Raw genomic sequence first — 16,794 nt, 5'->3', positions numbered from 1 at the left:
ATATTAATATCTTCACTTTTTAATAAAAAAATAAGTAAAAAAGATTTAAAAATTGATTTGACTTCACTCCGAAGCTATGGCTCTATGCCAATGCTGATAAAAAAAACAGCAGTAAATATTAAAAAAAAAGTTTGTTGTTAGTGAAGGGTAAATTATATGAATAAAAGTAAAGAAGAAATCGAATTCAGAATATTAGAAAGCAAAGGCAAAGCACTACTTGATTGTGAAATAATGGAAACGTTTCTAAGTGCAGTACATGAAAGGCCGCAAGCTCAAGAAATTGCTAAAAATCTGGTGAATACTTATACGGGAGTAGGAAGGATTTTAGGCCGAGAAATGGATGACCTGAAAGTTATAGAAGGAGTAACTGATTCTGCAGTAGCAATGATTATGTGCGTTAAGGAAACACTAAAAAGGGTACTGAGAGAAAAGCTTAAGAGTGAGCCAATAATGGACTTACAAGGGCTAGTAGAGTACTTAAACGTCAGTATAGGTCATGCAGAGAGGGAATGTGTAAAAATACTGTACTTGAATAAAAGGCGTCAACTAATTGGAGAAGAATCCTATATTGGTGAAATGGAAAAAGCACCAGTGTATATAAAGGAGATTACAAGAAAAGCATTAATAAAAAATGCAACATCAATAATAATGTCACATAACCATCCTGGAGGAAGCTTAGAACCTTCAGAAGAAGATCAAGCAGTAACGAAGAGCTTAGCAGCAGCATGTAGTACTGTAAGCGTAAAATTGTTTGACCATATTATCATCACAAGTGGAGGCTATTTCAGCTTTCGAGAAAATGGATTGTTATAGTAGAAAGTATTTGCAAATCTACTCATTATAATTTATAATGAGTAGTAAGATGTATAAAGTTTATTGTACGCTTAAAAAGTATTTTTAATATGAGGTTTATATGACTAGTAAAGATCGGAATAAAAAGACTAATGTTAATCACAAGAAAATATTTGGTGCTCTTGAAGGCGTTGATATAAAGCAGTCTAAATTTGTGAGTAAAATTAATAACCAGAAGGAGATAAACCGGGAGGCTTCCCCTAGCAGAAACATTCGCGAAAACAAAATCAACTACGGGAAAAGCCTTGACTATGTTTATGGCACAAAACCTTTAAATGATCAAGCAGAAGATTTAAATCCATTTGCTTCAAATTTGCAAAAAATAAAACCAAGTGCAAGCGAAAGTGAAAAGTTGAGCTGGTTTAAGAGTGCTGTAGTAGAGACAAAAAACGTAAATGCATTGCATAAAGTTATAGAGCAAGTATTAGCCTCTGGAGCAAGAGTAAATGCATGTAATGATGGGGAGTGGAGCTTCGCAGAATACATGATATTGGGCACACACTTTCACAGATTAGAAAAAAGTGATCGAAAAAAGATAATGCGTAAGCTAATGCTAAGTGGTGCAGAGTTTCATGATACTCTACTACAGAATAAACTGATAGGTGAAATCTATAATGAGCTACAACCAGAAGTTCAGCCACAGATAGATGAGAGACTAGAAGAACTAGAGAAAGCTGGCGAAAGTGCTGTGCAAAAAGGAGAATTAATAGATGTTGAGATAGATAATACAACATCGTACATAGAGTTTTCTGGGAATAGCAAGGTAGAGGTAGCCAAAATACTGGAAGCAAAAAGAGAGTTAGGGAGTAACATTTTAAAAATGGGTAATAATGCAGTTGAGATCAGAAGGGAGGAAGGAGGTGCAAGAAATTACGTTGATGTATCAGATGGTAGCTCCGTTGTGTTAGAATTTCCTACAAGCCTTGGTAAGCTAAATATTGTATTGTACCAGGACGTAAAAAACTGCAGTCAGGTACAAGTAAAAGTAGCGGATAAGGAAATGTGGGCTGAATTACAAAAAAGAGGAGAAGAAATTGGAAAAAATTGCCTTTTTGGGGGAGTGAAACTTAAGGAAGTGGTAGAAAGAGGTAATTTCACTAGATGTGGCATATGGAGTGAAAAGTATGCTATAAAAGATATTAGCAATAATGAAGTATTGTCTTCGTGGGTAAATAGGGTATGTGGAGGTAGTAAAGAAACCTTTAGAAAACTTTAATGTGTCTACAGCCAAGTTTAAGGTTCCAGAGGTTTTTTCTTACCGTTATATCTGGAGCCTTTGAGCTATAGTAGAAAATATTATATGTATGGTTCTTTTTGTGGAAAAAAGTCTAGATTATAAAATGGGAGAAAAATTAAAAAGTTGGAGGTTAGAGCGAGGGTACACTCAGAAAGATTTAGCAAAGAAACTTGGTGTAAAGTACTGGGTAATACTTCAATATGAAAAAGGGAATCGTAGAATTCCAATTGAAAGATTATATGCTATAATTGAGGCACTATCAATCAATATTACCGATCTTATTCCTGTATCAAAAAGCTGTCTTGAAGATGAAGGAGAAGAAATATTAAATCTAGTAAGGGAATATAAAAAGGTTAATGATCAAGAGTTGCGTAGAATGTTTTGTTTACTAACCAAATTTGTTCAAGTGAGTGAAAAAAGTAGTAGGAAAGCAGAGAAAGTAAAAATTGCAAAGGGTTTGGTTAAAGCAGGAATTTCTGTTGATGTTATATTGCAAACAATTGGCCTATCTGCTGATGAATGTGTTGAAGAAAAAACAGCTTCTATCTACTACAAAATAGGAAAGAAGATAAAAGAATGGAGGCTAGTGAGAGAGTATACTCAAAAAGATTTAGCAGAGAAAATGAGTACAACACGTGACGAAATAAGCAACTATGAACAAGGAAGGACTGCTGTTCCACTTGATAAATTATATGAAATAGCAGAAGCATTATCGATTAATATTACAGATCTACTAATAGAAGAAGATGAAGGTAGTAAAGTAGAAAATGAGCTGCCTGATTTGATTAAAGAATACAAAGAAATTGAGAGCCAAGAACTACGTAATGCATTAATAAAATCTTTGTTTGAAGGGATACGTATTTGTGAAGAAAAAGTGAGGAAAGAGGAAAGAATCAAAATTGCAAAGGATTTAGTGAAAGAAGGAATTTCTGTTGATATTATTTTGCAAATAATCGGCTTATCTGCTGACCAATTTGCATAAAAGTTTATTTTTTTAATTGAGGTATATGTTTGTTTCTGTAAGTGGCGTTAGTTTTATAAACTACGAAATAGGGCAAAGAGTGGAAAATTGCAGGTTAATGCAAGGGTATAATCAAGTAGAACTAACAAGTAAAATCGGGGTAGCATATCAAAAAGTAAACAATTATGAAAATGGCTATAGCGCTATTCCAATTGAAGTATTATATACGATAGCAAAAGAACTATCGGTTAGTGCTATAGATCTGCTACCTGAACTAGTAGTAGTAAGAGAGTATAAAGATGAAGACGAAGAAATATTCTATTTAACAAAAATATACGAGAATCAAAAGTTAGGTAAAATAGTACCTTCATTAGTCAGGTTTGTTCATATTAGCGAGAAAATCAATCAAGAGGAGGCAAGGTTGGAAATAGCAAAAAATCTAGTGAAAGAAGGAGTTTCAGTTGACATAATTTCCCAAGCAACCGGCTTATCTATTTACGAGTATGATAATACAGAGAAAGAAGTCTGCACTGATTCTATATACTACAGAGTAGGGCAAAGAATAAGAGAATGGAGATTGATAAAAAGGTATACTCAGAAAGATTTAGCAAACAAAGTTGGTTTAACACTCAAGGAAATATACGAGTATGAAATAGGATACACTGCCATATCATTTGACAAATTATATCAAATAGCAGAAGGATTATCAGTGAATATTAAAGTTCTGCTGCCTAAAACAAGAGAAAGCAAAGAAGAAAATAGGCTATTGAGTTTAATAGACGAGTACAGAGAACAAGAATCATTAGATGCGTTAGTTAAATCTCTATCTGAAGATATGAAAAGCGGCAAGGAAAAAGTTAAAAAAGCAGAGAAAATAAAGATTGCAAAAGATCTAGTTAAGGCAGGTATTGCTATTGATATTATTGTGCGAGCAAGTGGCCTAACTGCTGATGAGTGTGAAAATTGAATGTGTTTAAGATATAAGTAAAGTTAGTTAATGATTTAACCAGTAGAATTTGCTAACCAACTTTTTTGGCTCAGTTGAATTTTGCTTGGTATAAATTAAGATATGAAATCGCAAAGTTTATCTATTAATTTCTGGTTGTCCTCTATCATTTCATTTGGCTTGTATCTTGTAAAAAGCATTTAATGTTTTAAGCTTAAGCATTAGATGGAGAAGGGAAAAACTCTAGCATTTGGCTTAGATATAAAATCTGTGCAAGAGATAAGAGTTCCCTTCTCAAAAGTATAGGCTGGACGGTATCGTAGAAAAACCTAAATGGTTCTAATTCTGTATTCACAAGGTAAGCCTTACTTTTCATTTTTAATGGTAACGTATGGGGTTATATATGATCAACAACTTTTTAGGAATAGACATATCAAAAGATCGCTTTGATGTTTTTCTTTCATTCATAAGCAAAAAAGGAAAACGTGAAACTAGGAAAAGGAATTTTAAAAACGAGGATTCTGGGTTTCAAGGTTTGCAGGACTTTCTACAAAAACATAATGTAGAAGAAGTAAAAGCCTGTATGGAAGCTACTGGTTGTTATGGTGAAGCTTTGGCTGAATTTCTTCACAATGCTGGATATTTTGTTAGTGTTGTAAATCCTTATTGCATAAAATCTTATGCGAGGAGTAAGCTTGTACGACAAAAGAATGATCAGACCGATGCAGAAATTATTGCAGATTATTGCCAAAGGCAGGAACCAACTCGCTGGGCACCACCTTCTCCCGAAAAGAAAAAATTAAAACATCTTTATCGTTGCTCGGCTGCGTTAAAAGATGAATTGACATTAGTAAATAACCACTTAGAAAAAAAAGAGAGACTGCCTAAAGAAGTTGCAAATGCTTGGGAAGACCTTGCAATGAACATAGAGCAAAAAATAGAAACAATAAAAAACTCCATACGTGAATTATTAAAGCAACACAAAGAGTTGTTGGAAAATTTTCAACTTCTACTGACTATTCCAGGAATAGGAGAGGAATCAGCAATAGCTATTTTAGCGGAAATTCCTGACATAAAGGATTTTATAAATGCCAGGCAATTGGCAGCATATGCAGGAACTATATCACAAAATATAACGTCAGGTTCATCTGTACATGCCAAGCCCAGATTAAGTAAATCAGGTTCACGAACACTACGCAAGGCTCTGTTCTTTCCTGCCATAGTAGCTAAGAATCACAATCCTATCATTATGAGTTTTTGCCAAAGATTAAAGGAAAAGGGTAAGCATAATATGGCCATCGTTGGTGCTGCAATGCGTAAGTTACTCCATATCATTTTCGGTATTCTGACATCCAAAAGTGCTTTTGATCCAAATCATATCAAGAACTACAGAGCTAGGATGTTGACTGAAGGTTTAGTGCTTTAAAATCAAAAAATGCTTCCATTTTATCTTATGTAAAATATTATCTTATACAAATTTATTGAATGTAGTTGGTTAGTGTATATATTGATAAGTAAATTAGTTTTATACATACAAAACAACAGAAATTTACTTATCAATATATACATTAACTATACCGCTACACAGTTGGAAGTACTTTTTGATTTTACAATGCAGCTTAAGATTCAATTTTTATAATTTTCTTGTTGACTGGCGAGACGGTATCTCTTGTGTTAATTGTTGACCACTTGTTTTTGCTTCGATCAAAATTGCGTGTGGTGCCCATCTTGCAGCTAGTGACAGAACTTGCTCTTTAAGCTTTGGGTACTCAAGCTTTGCTCGATATACATCAAGTAAATAGAATTTATTATCTATTTTTGCCCAGGTGGTGCAGACGCTAAAGTCGCTGGAATCGTTTGTTGAAACTGCAGTGTCCCAGCTTTGAGTTACATGTGAGAGATTATCAGGGAAATTTTTATAGCGCTTTAGCCACTCTTGTTTTATTATACCACTTGAAAGCGGCAGGGGGTTTTGTTGATATTGAGCAGCAAAAGCGTAACTCCCGAGTTCAACTTTTATCATCTCAACTTCTTCTCTTCCTCCCTCCAGGGGATATAATAACTCATTTTCTTCTCTTGAGTATAATACTCTTGCAGGTAGTGTCATTCCAGCACTTGATGCTGAAATCCAGTCTTTTGCGGTTGAATTTTCTGGATCCCAGTGTCTGGGCACTGGGATGACAGGAGGGGGGTGGAATGACACCAGTATGGTTATTAATTGAATAAATAACCTCCTTATTTTCAGAAATCATTGGCAAACAAATGTGATGCCATATGTTTTTTGGCTTGGATAAGAGGTGCCCAGTTAAGTCTTCCAGGTGGAGCCTATGCATCACAAGCACAATTACTCCTTTTTTCTATCGTTGAGTCTCGTTACCAAAGTCTGATCGAACCAATTTGTAACACGTTTTCTAAATGTTTCACTCAAAGCTTGAGCAGGGTTAAGCGGATCATCCACAATAATAAAGTCGCCACCTTCACCGGTTAATGTTCCTCCAACTGATGTTGCGATTCTGTATCCTCTCTGCACTGTTTGGAATTTATATTTAGTGTTCTGGTCTTTGGATAGTTCTACCTCTGGAAATAGCTTTTTATACCAATCAGATTGCATTATGCACCTCGTATCGAGCGAATGTTTTTCGCTAAGCAACTTAGAATAACTTGCAACTATTATTCTTGCAGTTGGCTGATTTCCCAGTATCCATGCGGGCTACGCAACACTTACACATATGGACTTCATTGAGCGCGGAGGCATATTGAATATTATGCGCCTTGCTTCGCCAGCATTCGCTGCTTCCAGCCTGTCTGCTATGACTTTTATGTACTGATAATCATTATACTCACATTCCGGCACCACCGTTTGAAAGCACAGTTCAATGAATTTTAGAAAATTTATATTATCCATATGTGTATTTTAGTGAATGGAATGTAGACTTTAATAGTTTTGATTTATCTTGTAAGATTGAGGTGTTACAATGGCAGGCTTACAATGCTGCTAATTTAGTAAATAACCTATGAGTGCTATTTCTTCAACTTTATCGAAGTAAAGAATTGATTTCCATTGCGGTAAATGAGCAACATTATTGAATCTTTACCGTTTTTCTTTACTGCTGAATCAACTTGTTTTTGAAAATCATTAGTATTTTCTATATCGGTTCCATCTAATTGGATAATAATGTCTCCTTTTTTAATACCACGCAGCGTGGCATTACTGTTACTATCTACATTAGTAACTATCACACCTTTTGTAGGATTACTTTCTTTTGATTCTTTTGGCAGGTTTGAAACAGTTAAACCAGTTATGTAATCGGATGTTGATTTATTTTCTTCTTGATTATTACCTTGACCATCATTTGCAGATTCTTCAATCACAACCTTAATATTGACCTCTTTGCTCTTTCTAAGTAACTTAATTTGTACTTTTTTTCCAGGTTCAGTTCTTGAAACCATTTGAGGCAGTTGTGTCATTCTATCAATTTTTTTATCATCAAATTCTAATAATATGTCACCCACCTTAATTCCACCTTTTTCTGCAGGACTATCCTTTACTATACTTGCAACCAGTGCACCTTTTGTATCTTTTAAACCCAAGGACTTAGCGAATTCTCTCGTTATAGGCTGAACTTGCACACCAAACCAACCATGTTTTATTTTTTTGCCACTTTTTAATGTGTCAATAATTGACATAGCTAAATTAGATGGTATAGCAAAGCCTATACCCACGTTGCCGCCAGACTCAGATGGGGAATAGATAGCGGTGTTAATGCCTATAACTTTTCCATTTAAATCAAATAATGGCCCTCCAGAGTTGCCTCTATTAATTGCAGCGTCGGTTTGAATAAATTCATTCATAGTGCCGATACTAATGTCTCTAGACCTTGCAGATACAACTCCCTTGCTAACGGAGCTACCCAAACCAAATGGGTTACCTATTGCAATAACAGTATCGCCAACCCTTGCTGCATCAGAATCACCAAATGCGACGAAAGGAAGGTCTTTATCAGAATGGATCTTAAGCACAGCAAGATCAGTTCTTGCATCATAGCCTAAAACTTCTGCTTTAAAATGAGTATTATCGTTCATGGTAGCTGTGATATCTTGGGCGTTTTTAATAACGTGATAATTTGTTACTATGATTCCACCTTTATCTATAATAAACCCAGAGCCAAGCAACACCACCTCTCTGTTAACACTAGGGCCCCTATCCATAAAAAACTGATCAAAGTGCTCAAAAAACTCTCTAAAATCATCAAAAAAATTATTTCCTGGCATAGATGGAACTCTAGTTTTGCTGTTATTTTCTTGTTTGATGATTTGTTCGCTTGAAATATTTACAACCGCAGGAATGAGTTCTTCCACTAAATCGGCAAGTCCTTGATTACAGTTGCATGCAGTAGTGCTAGCATCAACAACTTTTTTTGCGTTCCAGTCGAACACATTAGCGTATGAAGAGAATGAAATCAAAAAACATGCAAATATAGATAAAATAATTTTCATAGACTATTTCCACCCCTTATTTAAAATATCTAAAAAATTATTATTTGGTGAAAGTACAAATTTAGTATTATTTTCGGTAAATGATTTACTATAAGCGCTCATAGAACGATAAAAGTTAAAGAACTCTTCATCGACCTTAAATGCCTCATTATAAATTCTAGTTGCTTCAGCATAACCACGGCCCCTTATTTCGTACGATTCTTTTACTGCACTAGAGATAATTTCCCTTTTTAATTTATCAGCTTTTGATCTAACTTCCTGCCCAGCTTGCTCTCCTTCTGCTCTAATTTCTTTTGCTTCTTTTTCCCTTTCAGTTTGCATACGGCGAAATATTGCAGAACTATTTTCTTCTGGTAAGTCTGCTCTCTTAATTCTTACATCTATTATTTCTATGCCAAATTTTTCAGCTTCAGAATAAACTCCACGCTGAATTAACTGCATAACCTCTGATCTTTTTTCATTCAACAAGCTAATCAACGAAAATCTGCCTATATTTTCTCTTATGTGTGCTTCTATAACCGGATATAATCTTCTAACCAGCCCTGATTCATTCCTCACAGCCTGGTAAAAAATAACAGGATTTGTTATTTTATATTTTGCATATGCATCTACTATAATACGTTTTTGATCCGCTGTTATCACTTCCCTTGGGATCTTATCAGGACTTAAATCTAAAACTCTTTTATCAAGAAACTCTACACTATTTATGAATGGTAACTTAAAATATAAGCCACTTTCCCTAACATCTCTTACAACTTTACCGAGTTGTATAACTATCGCTTGCTTTGTTTCTTGCACAACAAATATTGAATTAAATAAAACAATCAATAAAACAACAAATACAGAAACAAAAACAATTTTAATATTACTACTCATGGTTATTTTCCTAAATTTGTAAGAGGTAAATAAGAAAACATACCTTTCAGATCATCAGTTACAACAACTTTATCTACCTTACTGAAAATATTTTCCATAGTTTCAAGATAAATACGATTCTTAACGAGAGAAGGATTCTGTCTATATTCCTCATAAAGAGATAAAAAGCGATTTGCATTACCTTTTGCTTCATTTATTATTTCATTTTCATATGCTTGTGCATCTAATTTTATCTTTATCGCTTCACCCTTTGCTCGAGGTATAATGTCATTATTATAAGCATATGCTTCGTTTATAGTACGCTCTTTGTCTGCACGAGCACTTTGTACATCTCTAAACGAACTGATTACTTTTTCTGGTGGATCAATTTTTTTCATTTGAACAGATAAAATCTCTATGCCCATTTGGTATCCATCAAGAATCTGCTGCAATAGGATTCTAGTATCTCTAGAAATTTCTGGTCTGCCTTGACCAAGTGCAAAAGAGATCGTGTTTTTACCTATTATTTCTCTCATGGCACTTTCAGCAGCATTTTTAACACTGAAACCGGGTTTGTAATCCCGCACTTTGAATAAATAGTCCTTAGCATCTCTAACGCGCCATTGAACCTCGAAGTTAACGTTGACTATATTTTCATCTCCAGTTAGCATCACACCTTCACCGCGATCTGTATCTCGCCCATAAGAACTACTTACCCCAATTTCCTCACGATTTACTTCCTTAACGTTCACTTTAAAAACCTTGCCAATAGGGTGGGGGAAGTGATAACGCAAACCAGGTGTTTCCGTATTAGAATATTTACCAAAGGTAAGTTCTATACTTTCTTCACTAGGATGGACAATATAAAAGCCAGTGCAAGCATAGAACAGCAAAATAATGAAAATGATGAAATAAGGTTTTTTGCCCCTGTTTCTGGTTAATCCATTAAGAAAGAACCTTATATCAGATACAGCTTTACTTAAAATATCTTCATTATTAGGAGTTTTGTTCCCTACCGGTTTCTTTTCCAGATTCCAAGGATTATTATCATCAAACATAATGATTGATTCTATAATTAATACGCTAATATTACTTCTTTAATAAGAAAATGCAAACATAAATTGCTATTTTATTTACAAATTAATCATCAGGATGGAAAACATGATCGTACACTTCCTTTTCTCTATGTAATATGGTCGACTCTATGGAATTTTCTGGCTTTTTTTTGAATTCTTTGTTGTCACTCTTTAAGTGCACTACGTCTTCGTGAAAATGGAAATGATAGCTGAATAATAAAACCATTATTATTAAAGTTATAACAGCCAAAAAGATGAGTGTTCTTTTTCTATACTTCATAAATGCTGCAGCTTCTTGACCTAATTTTCTACGCTACCACAAAACACGTCAAGCGAAATTATTTGAAGACAAATAAATACTGGCAATCAATTTAACACTAACTTAAGAATCAAGGAATACAATTATAATATATTTAATTAATAGTGAGGTTTAAAATGTTACATAATGAAAAAAATTCAAATTCTGTTGGAACTCAACAAAACCAACCAGAAGATAGTTTTGATTTGAATAAAACGATGCAAAATCTACCAAATTCAGATATTGCTAATGATCACAAGAAGCTAAAAGAAAGAATGACTAACCTGTTAAAAGGAGATACAGAATTCTCTAAGATGAAACAAGGAGATAAGATTCTTGTAGTAAGTACAGCAAGTGGGTTATTTACGGCAGTACTACCACTTTTGGCAGTTGGTGCAACACTTGCTATACCGGGTGCTATAGTTGGTCTTGCTTTATATTTCGCTGTAAAAGTCGCTGTAAAAGCAGTTCAATCTGGATATAAAGGGCTCAAGTGGTCAGCAGAAAAGACAGTTGATGGGTCGAAATATACTGCCGGGAAAGTTAAGGACGCGTCAACGTATGCTGCAGGAAAAGTTAGAGATGGTGCTGTGCATGTTAGGGACTCAGTAAAAGAAGCTGTGAGTTCTGTGGGACGAGCAACAAGAGAGGGAACTGGTACTACGTTAGGAAAAATGGGGCGCAGTTTAAGTAATTTAAGTGAAAGTATGTCTAGTTTAAACGCCATTCCATATTCAATAGGTAACGAAGGTCAAACTGTTGTTTTGAAAACAGAAGAAAAAACAAGGAATTTCAATAGTGTAAAGGAGATGTTTATTAAGGAAGTTCTTGAAGATAAAGCCGTAGATAACTCTGTTTTAATTAAAAAGATATTCTCTGAATTGAAGGGAAAAATATTAGAGAAAGCTTATTCTGTTGATGGTCAATCAGGTTTCAAAAAGGACCAGTTGATCAATCAGTTGAAACAGCAAGTAGATTTTGTCAATAAATTAGACGCTAAGAAGTTGCAAAATTTGTTATCTAAAGATAATAACAATCTTTATGAAATTTTCTCTGACCATCACGATGAAATTAAGAGGATTGTTGGAGAATGTAAAAGAGAATACGAATTTGATCAATCTGTGAGGCGTAACAACGCAAAAGACGTAGAAGAAAGAAAAGCTAGTAAGTCTTTTTCATTACCATCATTCTCTTTACTGGGAAGAAAAGGCTCTGAACAATCTAACAGCTTGTCAAGAAGCAATTCACTAAATTCTGTAAGGACTGACAGTACCATTAGCAGCGAAGCGGAATTGTTAAATCCTGCGGAGCATAAAGAAGTAAAAGCACCTTCTTCATTTAGAGAAAAAATGCCATCATGGCTTGGGGGTAAGAAAGCACCAGAAGAAACTACTAACATTAAATATCAAGATCTTTCTGAACCAGACACGTCGTCTAGACGAGTAGGAAATAGTCGTTTTTGCGTTGATACTCCTACTCCAATTGAGAATACTAATAAAACTGCAACAATAGGAGGAAGACCAGGAGTTGCACGACGTGGTAGTACTGGCAACCTTACTAGGGTAGGAACTCCAGAAGTACCAACTAGAAGCGCCTCATTGACTAACTTAAATGGACAAAGTTCTTTCAGTGAAGATGTTCTCAGTGATCCTAAAGTAAACCAATATTTTGGTAATTCGAATGAAGGAACTCTAACTCGCAGTAATTCTTTTGATAGTGGAAGAGGTTCATCTGGTTCTTCTACACCGAAAAGAAAAAGTCCTTTTATTAATTTGGACCCCTTTGGCAGGATTGATAGTGGAGATTTACCTAATCCTCTTATACCAAAGAAGCTAAATCTTTTTCAAAATAACTTATCCGAAGCTCGTGCAAATTTGAAAGAGACAGGTTATCTGAATGAACTGGTGGAACAGCCTTCTACGAAAGTAGCTGTTGACACTGACGTTCAACAGCAAGCTGCACAAACAGCTGTGAAAACGAACTAAACAAAGCTATCCACCTTCTCCAAAAGGATGTTACTCAATGAGTAACATCCTTTTTTTGTTTTTAAACTATAGAAAAATCCTAGATCCCAGCGGTACGAGTACAACCGTATGAACATTGTAATTTCTCCACTAGGGAAGGTGTCATCCCAGTGCTTGACACTGGGATCCAGGAAAGTTTGCTTGTTTACAAGCAAACTAGCATAGAAAGTGGTTACAACGTTTTCGATGAGATTATATGGAAAACTGGATTCTAGTGTCAAGCACTGGAATGATATCACAGGGGCACTGGGCATAAGTGTTGAAAGTAACACAAAAAAGACATAAAGAACTATTATTGCAAGAAAATGGAGGCAATAATGGATCAAATAGAAAGAGTACTAAATTTAATAAAAGATGAGGATTTAGAAAGGCTAGGAAAATTAAGTGAAGTAGATAAATGTAATACTAAATTGTTGGGCAAGATTATATTTAAAGGTCTAATGAAGTTAATATTAATGGGGCAAAAAACAAGCCTAAGAGCGCTAGAAATGGTAATAGACAGGTGTATAATGGATAAGAATAGCGATAAAAGTACAGTAACATACAGTGGTTTGTCAAAAAGGTTAAAAGTTATAAATCCAGAATATTTTAAGGGAGTATATATTGATTTGATGAGCAAGATTAAAAAGCTATTACCCCAAAAAACATCAAATAACTTACATAAGTTTGATTCGACGATCATAAATTTATCGGGATATCTCATAAAAGATGGGCTAAAAATAGGCGGTAAAAGTAACGACAGTCAAGTTAAAGTGAGTGTAGGATTAAAGGATCAATTGCCGACAAGTATAAGATTTTGTAAAGGACAAGAAGAAAGTAGTGAAGATATGGCATTAGTGAGAGCAATTAATGAAGCTAAAGTTGAAAAAGAGGATATTTTATTATTTGATAGAGGAATCAGAAAAGTTGGAACTTTTGCCGAATTTGATGAAAAGGAGTACAAATTTATCACAAGAGTTAAAGTAGGAAGAAAACATGATGTTATAAGCAGGAACAAAGTTATAAGAGAACAAAAATCGGATGGATCAGAGATTTTAGAAGATATAATAGTTAATCTTTATCGTGCACGAGGTAAAGTGGCAGAAAAGCATGATCTACGGCTAATAAAAATCAGAAATAAAATTGGAGATGAAATATGGTTTTTGACAAACTTGTTTGAAATGCCAGCTTATGAAGTAACAGAGCTATATAGGCGCAGATGGATATAGAAGTGTTCTTTAAATTTATAAAGCAAAATCTTGGATATAAGCACTTTTTAAGCCATACTATGAATGGCATGAAGGTGTATATTTACATGATTATTATTACGGCTTTGTTATTTCTTGTTTATAAAATCAAAAATAATCTACATGGGTTCAAAATAGCATTACTGCAATTCACAGAGGTAATTTACATGCCGTTGATCATCTCATATCACGTTATTTTTGATACTTTCAACACTTATGCCCAGCACCCCTATGATGTCATCCCAGTGCTTGACACTGGGATCCAGAAATTTTATTAAGTTGGTAAGCATAAAAGTAGCCATTTTATGTTAAAATACAACATTTTGATGATTATGAAAAGGCTGGATCCCAGTGTCAAGCACTGGGATGACACCATCTGCTACGCAAATTGCCTGCAAATTGCAATGTTCGTACAGTTGTGTGGTAGATGCAAGTAGCTGACACTGGGATTTGTTGTGTTCAACAAAAACAAATGTTCGCACAAATATATTCTAGTTATATGATAAAATAAATGAAATTCACATCTTAAAAGGATCATATACATCGATTTTCTTAGGATTACTCTTTTTCAATTTTTCACTTAATAATCTCAAAATGGGCTGTAAATCATCATTAATTGATAAGCACAGCACTTCTTTATTAAGATAATTAGCTAGGTGATTCTTCTTTTCCAGAATTTCTGCTTCCCTCAATAAGTCGCATTTGTTCAGTACTACAATCTCTTCTTTTTCAACAAGATCACTATTGTAAAGTTCCAATTCATTATGGATACAATTATAAGCCGAAATAACATCATCATGAGTTACATCGATTAAATGAAGTAAAATTTTACACCTTTCTATGTGCTTTAAAAATTTATGTCCGAGCCCAACTCCAAGGTGAGCATCGGTGATTATTCCAGGAATATCTGCTATTATAACTTCGCTATCATCCACTTTTGTCACACCTAAGTGGGGTCTTACGGTGGTAAATGGATAATCGCCTACTTTTGTATCGGAATTTGAGCAGCGAGTCAAAAATTTTGATTTACCTGCGTTTGGCATGCCAATAATTCCAACTTCCGATAAAACTTTTAGTTTTAATAATACATGTTTTTCTTCGCCAGGCTGACCGTAAGTAAAATGTCTTGGTGCCTTATTAGTAGAAGATTTAAAATTAGTATTTCCAAGTCCACCTTTTCCACCCTGTGCTATTAAAAATTCCATATCAGGCTTGTCAAGATCGACTATTATCTCTTCACTTTCTTCATCAATTATTTGTGCACCAACTGGAACTTTAAGCATAACGTCTTTCCCTGCTGTGCCAGATCTATCCCTGCCTGCACCATTTTTTCCACTATCTGCTTTAATGTGTCTTCTATAACGAAAATGAAGCAAAGTGTTAAGGTTAGCATCGCTGATGAAAATTATACCTCCCCCCTTTCCTCCATTACCACCATTTGGACCACCAAATTCAATGAACTTTTCTCGACGAAAACTTGCACAACCGTCACCACCGTCACCGGCTTTTAAACACAATTTTACTTCGTCTATAAAACCCATGCTAACCCACGATAATATTTAGCATCTTTTCCTAATGTGCTTTCTATTCTCATTAGCTCGTTATACTTTGCAAGCCTATCAGAACGCGATAGTGATCCGGTTTTTATTTGCCCACAATTTGATGCAACTGCTATGTGGGATATTGTTGTGTCTTCTGTTTCACCTGAGCGGTGAGAAATCACAGCTTTATAGCCATTTGATTTTGCCATTTCAATAGCAGCAAAAGTTTCTGTTAACGTCCCTATCTGGTTTGGCTTGATCAGTACAGCGTTTGCCATTTTTTCCTCTATTCCTTTGCATATCAGTTCACAATTTGTAACAAACAAATCATCCCCTACTAATTGCACTTTATTCCCCAATTTTGCAGTAAGTAATTTCCAACCTTCGTAATCCTCCTCACTCATTGCATCTTCTATAGAAATTATTGGATATCTTTCCACAAGGTTACAATAGTATTCAGCCAATTCTTCCGAAGTAAGTTCTTTGTTTTCAAATTTGTAAATTCCATCTTCATAAAAAGTAGATGAAGCAACATCAAGGCCTAGTGCAAAATCACTTTGCGCTGAATAACCTGCTGATTCTATAGCGTATATGATCAAATCAAGTGCTTCTTCAGTACTTTCAATATTTGGTGCAAAACCACCTTCATCTCCTACGTTTGTGCTATAACCTTTTTTCTTAAGAATGCTACGTAAGTTGTGGAACACCTCCGCAGACATTCTGATTGCTTCACTGAAAGTCTCGGCACCGACCGGAAGAATCATGAATTCTTGAAAATCGAGCTTATTGTCTGCATGTACTCCACCATTAATTATGTTAATTAACGGAACCGGCATAACACTCGTCTGCTCTCCTCCCAAATATCTGTAGAGCGGCACTTTGAAACTGTTTGCTGCTGCTTTTGCAACTGCAAGAGACACACCCAAAGTTGCATTTGCTCCAAGTTTAGATTTATTTTTTGTTCCATCCAGTTCAATTAATGCTTTATCAATTGCATTTTGGTCCGCTGCATTCATTCCAATGATTTCATCTGCTATTATCCCATTTACAGCTTGAACAGCTTTCAGCACTCCTTTACTACAATACCTTTTCTCATCTTGGTCCCTGAGTTCCAAGGCTTCTAATTTACCAGTTGAAGCTCCAGAAGGTACAGATGCTCTGCCTATTGCTCCATCACAGAGTTCAATTCCCACCTCAACAGTGGGGTAACCCCTGCTATCTAAAATTTCTCTTGCAAATACGTTATTGATTATCTTATTCATTGCATTAAATCCCTACTGT

13 protein-coding genes and 2 pseudogenes are annotated in these 16,794 nt (G+C 34.9%); 8 read left to right on the top strand and 7 right to left on the bottom strand.

What is annotated here, in order from left to right; genetic code table 11:
- Positions 1 to 156 precede the first annotated feature (156 nt).
- The 5 genes from OPR17_RS01675 (at position 157) to OPR17_RS01655 (ending at position 5,422) form a co-directional block, all read left to right on the top strand.
- Entirely contained in the window at positions 157 to 813 is a 657-nt protein-coding gene (locus tag OPR17_RS01675) for a JAB domain-containing protein (protein WP_265021879.1), read from the top strand.
- A gap of 100 nt (positions 814 to 913) precedes the next feature.
- The gene (locus tag OPR17_RS01670) at positions 914 to 2,068 is read left to right on the top strand and encodes a hypothetical protein (protein WP_265021878.1); all 1,155 of its coding nucleotides are present in this window, start codon (positions 914 to 916) and stop codon (positions 2,066 to 2,068) included.
- Positions 2,069 to 2,156: 88 nt separating this feature from the next.
- A complete protein-coding gene (gene wmk, locus OPR17_RS01665) occupies positions 2,157 to 3,071 on the top strand; it encodes a WO male-killing family protein Wmk (RefSeq protein ID WP_265021877.1) in 915 nt (304 codons plus the stop codon).
- Between the two features lie 25 nt (positions 3,072 to 3,096).
- The gene (wmk, locus tag OPR17_RS01660; protein WP_265021876.1) at positions 3,097 to 4,017 is read left to right on the top strand and encodes a WO male-killing family protein Wmk; all 921 of its coding nucleotides are present in this window, start codon (positions 3,097 to 3,099) and stop codon (positions 4,015 to 4,017) included.
- A gap of 382 nt (positions 4,018 to 4,399) precedes the next feature.
- Positions 4,400 to 5,422 carry an IS110 family RNA-guided transposase gene (locus tag OPR17_RS01655; RefSeq protein ID WP_265021361.1) on the top strand — a complete coding sequence of 341 codons (1,023 nt, stop codon included), beginning with the start codon at positions 4,400 to 4,402 and terminating at the stop codon, positions 5,420 to 5,422.
- Positions 5,423 to 5,659: 237 nt separating this feature from the next.
- On the opposite strand, the pseudogene OPR17_RS01650 reads toward OPR17_RS01655, so the two are convergent.
- The 5 genes and pseudogenes from OPR17_RS01650 to OPR17_RS01630 form a co-directional block, all read right to left on the bottom strand.
- A pseudogene (locus OPR17_RS01650) lies at positions 5,660 to 6,901 on the bottom strand (phage terminase large subunit); the annotation flags it as partial.
- A gap of 116 nt (positions 6,902 to 7,017) precedes the next feature.
- Positions 7,018 to 8,493, bottom strand: coding sequence for a DegQ family serine endoprotease (locus OPR17_RS01645; protein ID WP_265021875.1), 1,476 nt, complete (start codon positions 8,491 to 8,493; stop codon positions 7,018 to 7,020).
- A gap of 3 nt (positions 8,494 to 8,496) precedes the next feature.
- Complete coding sequence (hflC, locus tag OPR17_RS01640; RefSeq protein ID WP_265021874.1) at positions 8,497 to 9,369, bottom strand: protease modulator HflC; 873 nt, start codon at positions 9,367 to 9,369, stop codon at positions 8,497 to 8,499.
- A gap of 2 nt (positions 9,370 to 9,371) precedes the next feature.
- Positions 9,372 to 10,406, bottom strand: a complete 1,035-nt coding sequence (gene hflK, locus OPR17_RS01635; RefSeq protein ID WP_265021873.1) for an FtsH protease activity modulator HflK — start codon at positions 10,404 to 10,406, stop codon at positions 9,372 to 9,374.
- A gap of 82 nt (positions 10,407 to 10,488) precedes the next feature.
- Positions 10,489 to 10,704: a hypothetical protein gene (locus OPR17_RS01630; RefSeq protein WP_265021872.1), complete on the bottom strand. Its 216-nt coding sequence runs from the start codon at positions 10,702 to 10,704 to the stop codon at positions 10,489 to 10,491.
- Between the two features lie 155 nt (positions 10,705 to 10,859).
- Here OPR17_RS01630 and OPR17_RS01625 point away from each other — a divergent pair, with 155 nt between their 5' ends.
- The 3 genes and pseudogenes from OPR17_RS01625 to OPR17_RS07580 all read left to right on the top strand — a co-directional run.
- Complete coding sequence (locus tag OPR17_RS01625) at positions 10,860 to 12,707, top strand: actin-bundling T4SS effector WalE1 family protein (protein WP_320109862.1); 1,848 nt, start codon at positions 10,860 to 10,862, stop codon at positions 12,705 to 12,707.
- Positions 12,708 to 13,051: 344 nt separating this feature from the next.
- Positions 13,052 to 13,954, top strand: a complete 903-nt coding sequence (locus OPR17_RS01620; protein ID WP_265021237.1) for a transposase — start codon at positions 13,052 to 13,054, stop codon at positions 13,952 to 13,954.
- A 354-nt stretch (positions 13,955 to 14,308) separates the two neighbouring features.
- Positions 14,309 to 14,389, top strand: a pseudogene (locus OPR17_RS07580) (WPE palindromic element domain-containing protein); the annotation flags it as partial.
- 101 nt (positions 14,390 to 14,490) lie between these two features.
- On the opposite strand, the gene cgtA reads toward OPR17_RS07580, so the two are convergent.
- Positions 14,491 to 15,513 (bottom strand): Obg family GTPase CgtA, encoded by a 1,023-nt coding sequence (gene cgtA / locus OPR17_RS01610; protein WP_265021870.1) that lies wholly within the window; start codon positions 15,511 to 15,513, stop codon positions 14,491 to 14,493.
- Positions 15,501 to 16,775 carry a phosphopyruvate hydratase gene (eno, locus tag OPR17_RS01605; protein ID WP_265021869.1) on the bottom strand — a complete coding sequence of 425 codons (1,275 nt, stop codon included), beginning with the start codon at positions 16,773 to 16,775 and terminating at the stop codon, positions 15,501 to 15,503. The genes cgtA and eno overlap by 13 nt, the downstream gene beginning before the upstream one ends.
- Between the last annotated feature and the right edge of the window lie 19 nt (positions 16,776 to 16,794).

Origin of the sequence: Wolbachia endosymbiont (group A) of Icerya purchasi (assembly GCF_947251635.1) — a bacterium.
GTDB classification, from domain to species: Bacteria; Pseudomonadota; Alphaproteobacteria; order Rickettsiales; family Anaplasmataceae; genus Wolbachia; species Wolbachia pipientis.
The sequence above is the reverse complement of the archived record's forward strand: the minus strand, read 5'-3'. Positions and strand labels throughout refer to the sequence as shown.

Coding starts and splice junctions, on each gene's coding strand:
- cgtA (WP_265021870.1), bottom strand. CDS start 15,513: ATGGGTTTTATAGACGAAGTAAAATTGTGTTTAAAAGCCGGTGACGGT.
- OPR17_RS01655 (WP_265021361.1), top strand. CDS start 4,400: ATGATCAACAACTTTTTAGGAATAGACATATCAAAAGATCGCTTTGAT.
- wmk (WP_265021876.1), top strand. CDS start 3,097: ATGTTTGTTTCTGTAAGTGGCGTTAGTTTTATAAACTACGAAATAGGG.
- OPR17_RS01630 (WP_265021872.1), bottom strand. CDS start 10,704: ATGAAGTATAGAAAAAGAACACTCATCTTTTTGGCTGTTATAACTTTA.
- OPR17_RS01645 (WP_265021875.1), bottom strand. CDS start 8,493: ATGAAAATTATTTTATCTATATTTGCATGTTTTTTGATTTCATTCTCT.
- OPR17_RS01625 (WP_320109862.1), top strand. CDS start 10,860: ATGTTACATAATGAAAAAAATTCAAATTCTGTTGGAACTCAACAAAAC.
- OPR17_RS01670 (WP_265021878.1), top strand. CDS start 914: ATGACTAGTAAAGATCGGAATAAAAAGACTAATGTTAATCACAAGAAA.
- hflK (WP_265021873.1), bottom strand. CDS start 10,406: ATGTTTGATGATAATAATCCTTGGAATCTGGAAAAGAAACCGGTAGGG.
- OPR17_RS01675 (WP_265021879.1), top strand. CDS start 157: ATGAATAAAAGTAAAGAAGAAATCGAATTCAGAATATTAGAAAGCAAA.
- wmk (WP_265021877.1), top strand. CDS start 2,157: ATGGTTCTTTTTGTGGAAAAAAGTCTAGATTATAAAATGGGAGAAAAA.
- OPR17_RS01620 (WP_265021237.1), top strand. CDS start 13,052: ATGGAGGCAATAATGGATCAAATAGAAAGAGTACTAAATTTAATAAAA.
- eno (WP_265021869.1), bottom strand. CDS start 16,775: ATGAATAAGATAATCAATAACGTATTTGCAAGAGAAATTTTAGATAGC.
- hflC (WP_265021874.1), bottom strand. CDS start 9,369: ATGAGTAGTAATATTAAAATTGTTTTTGTTTCTGTATTTGTTGTTTTA.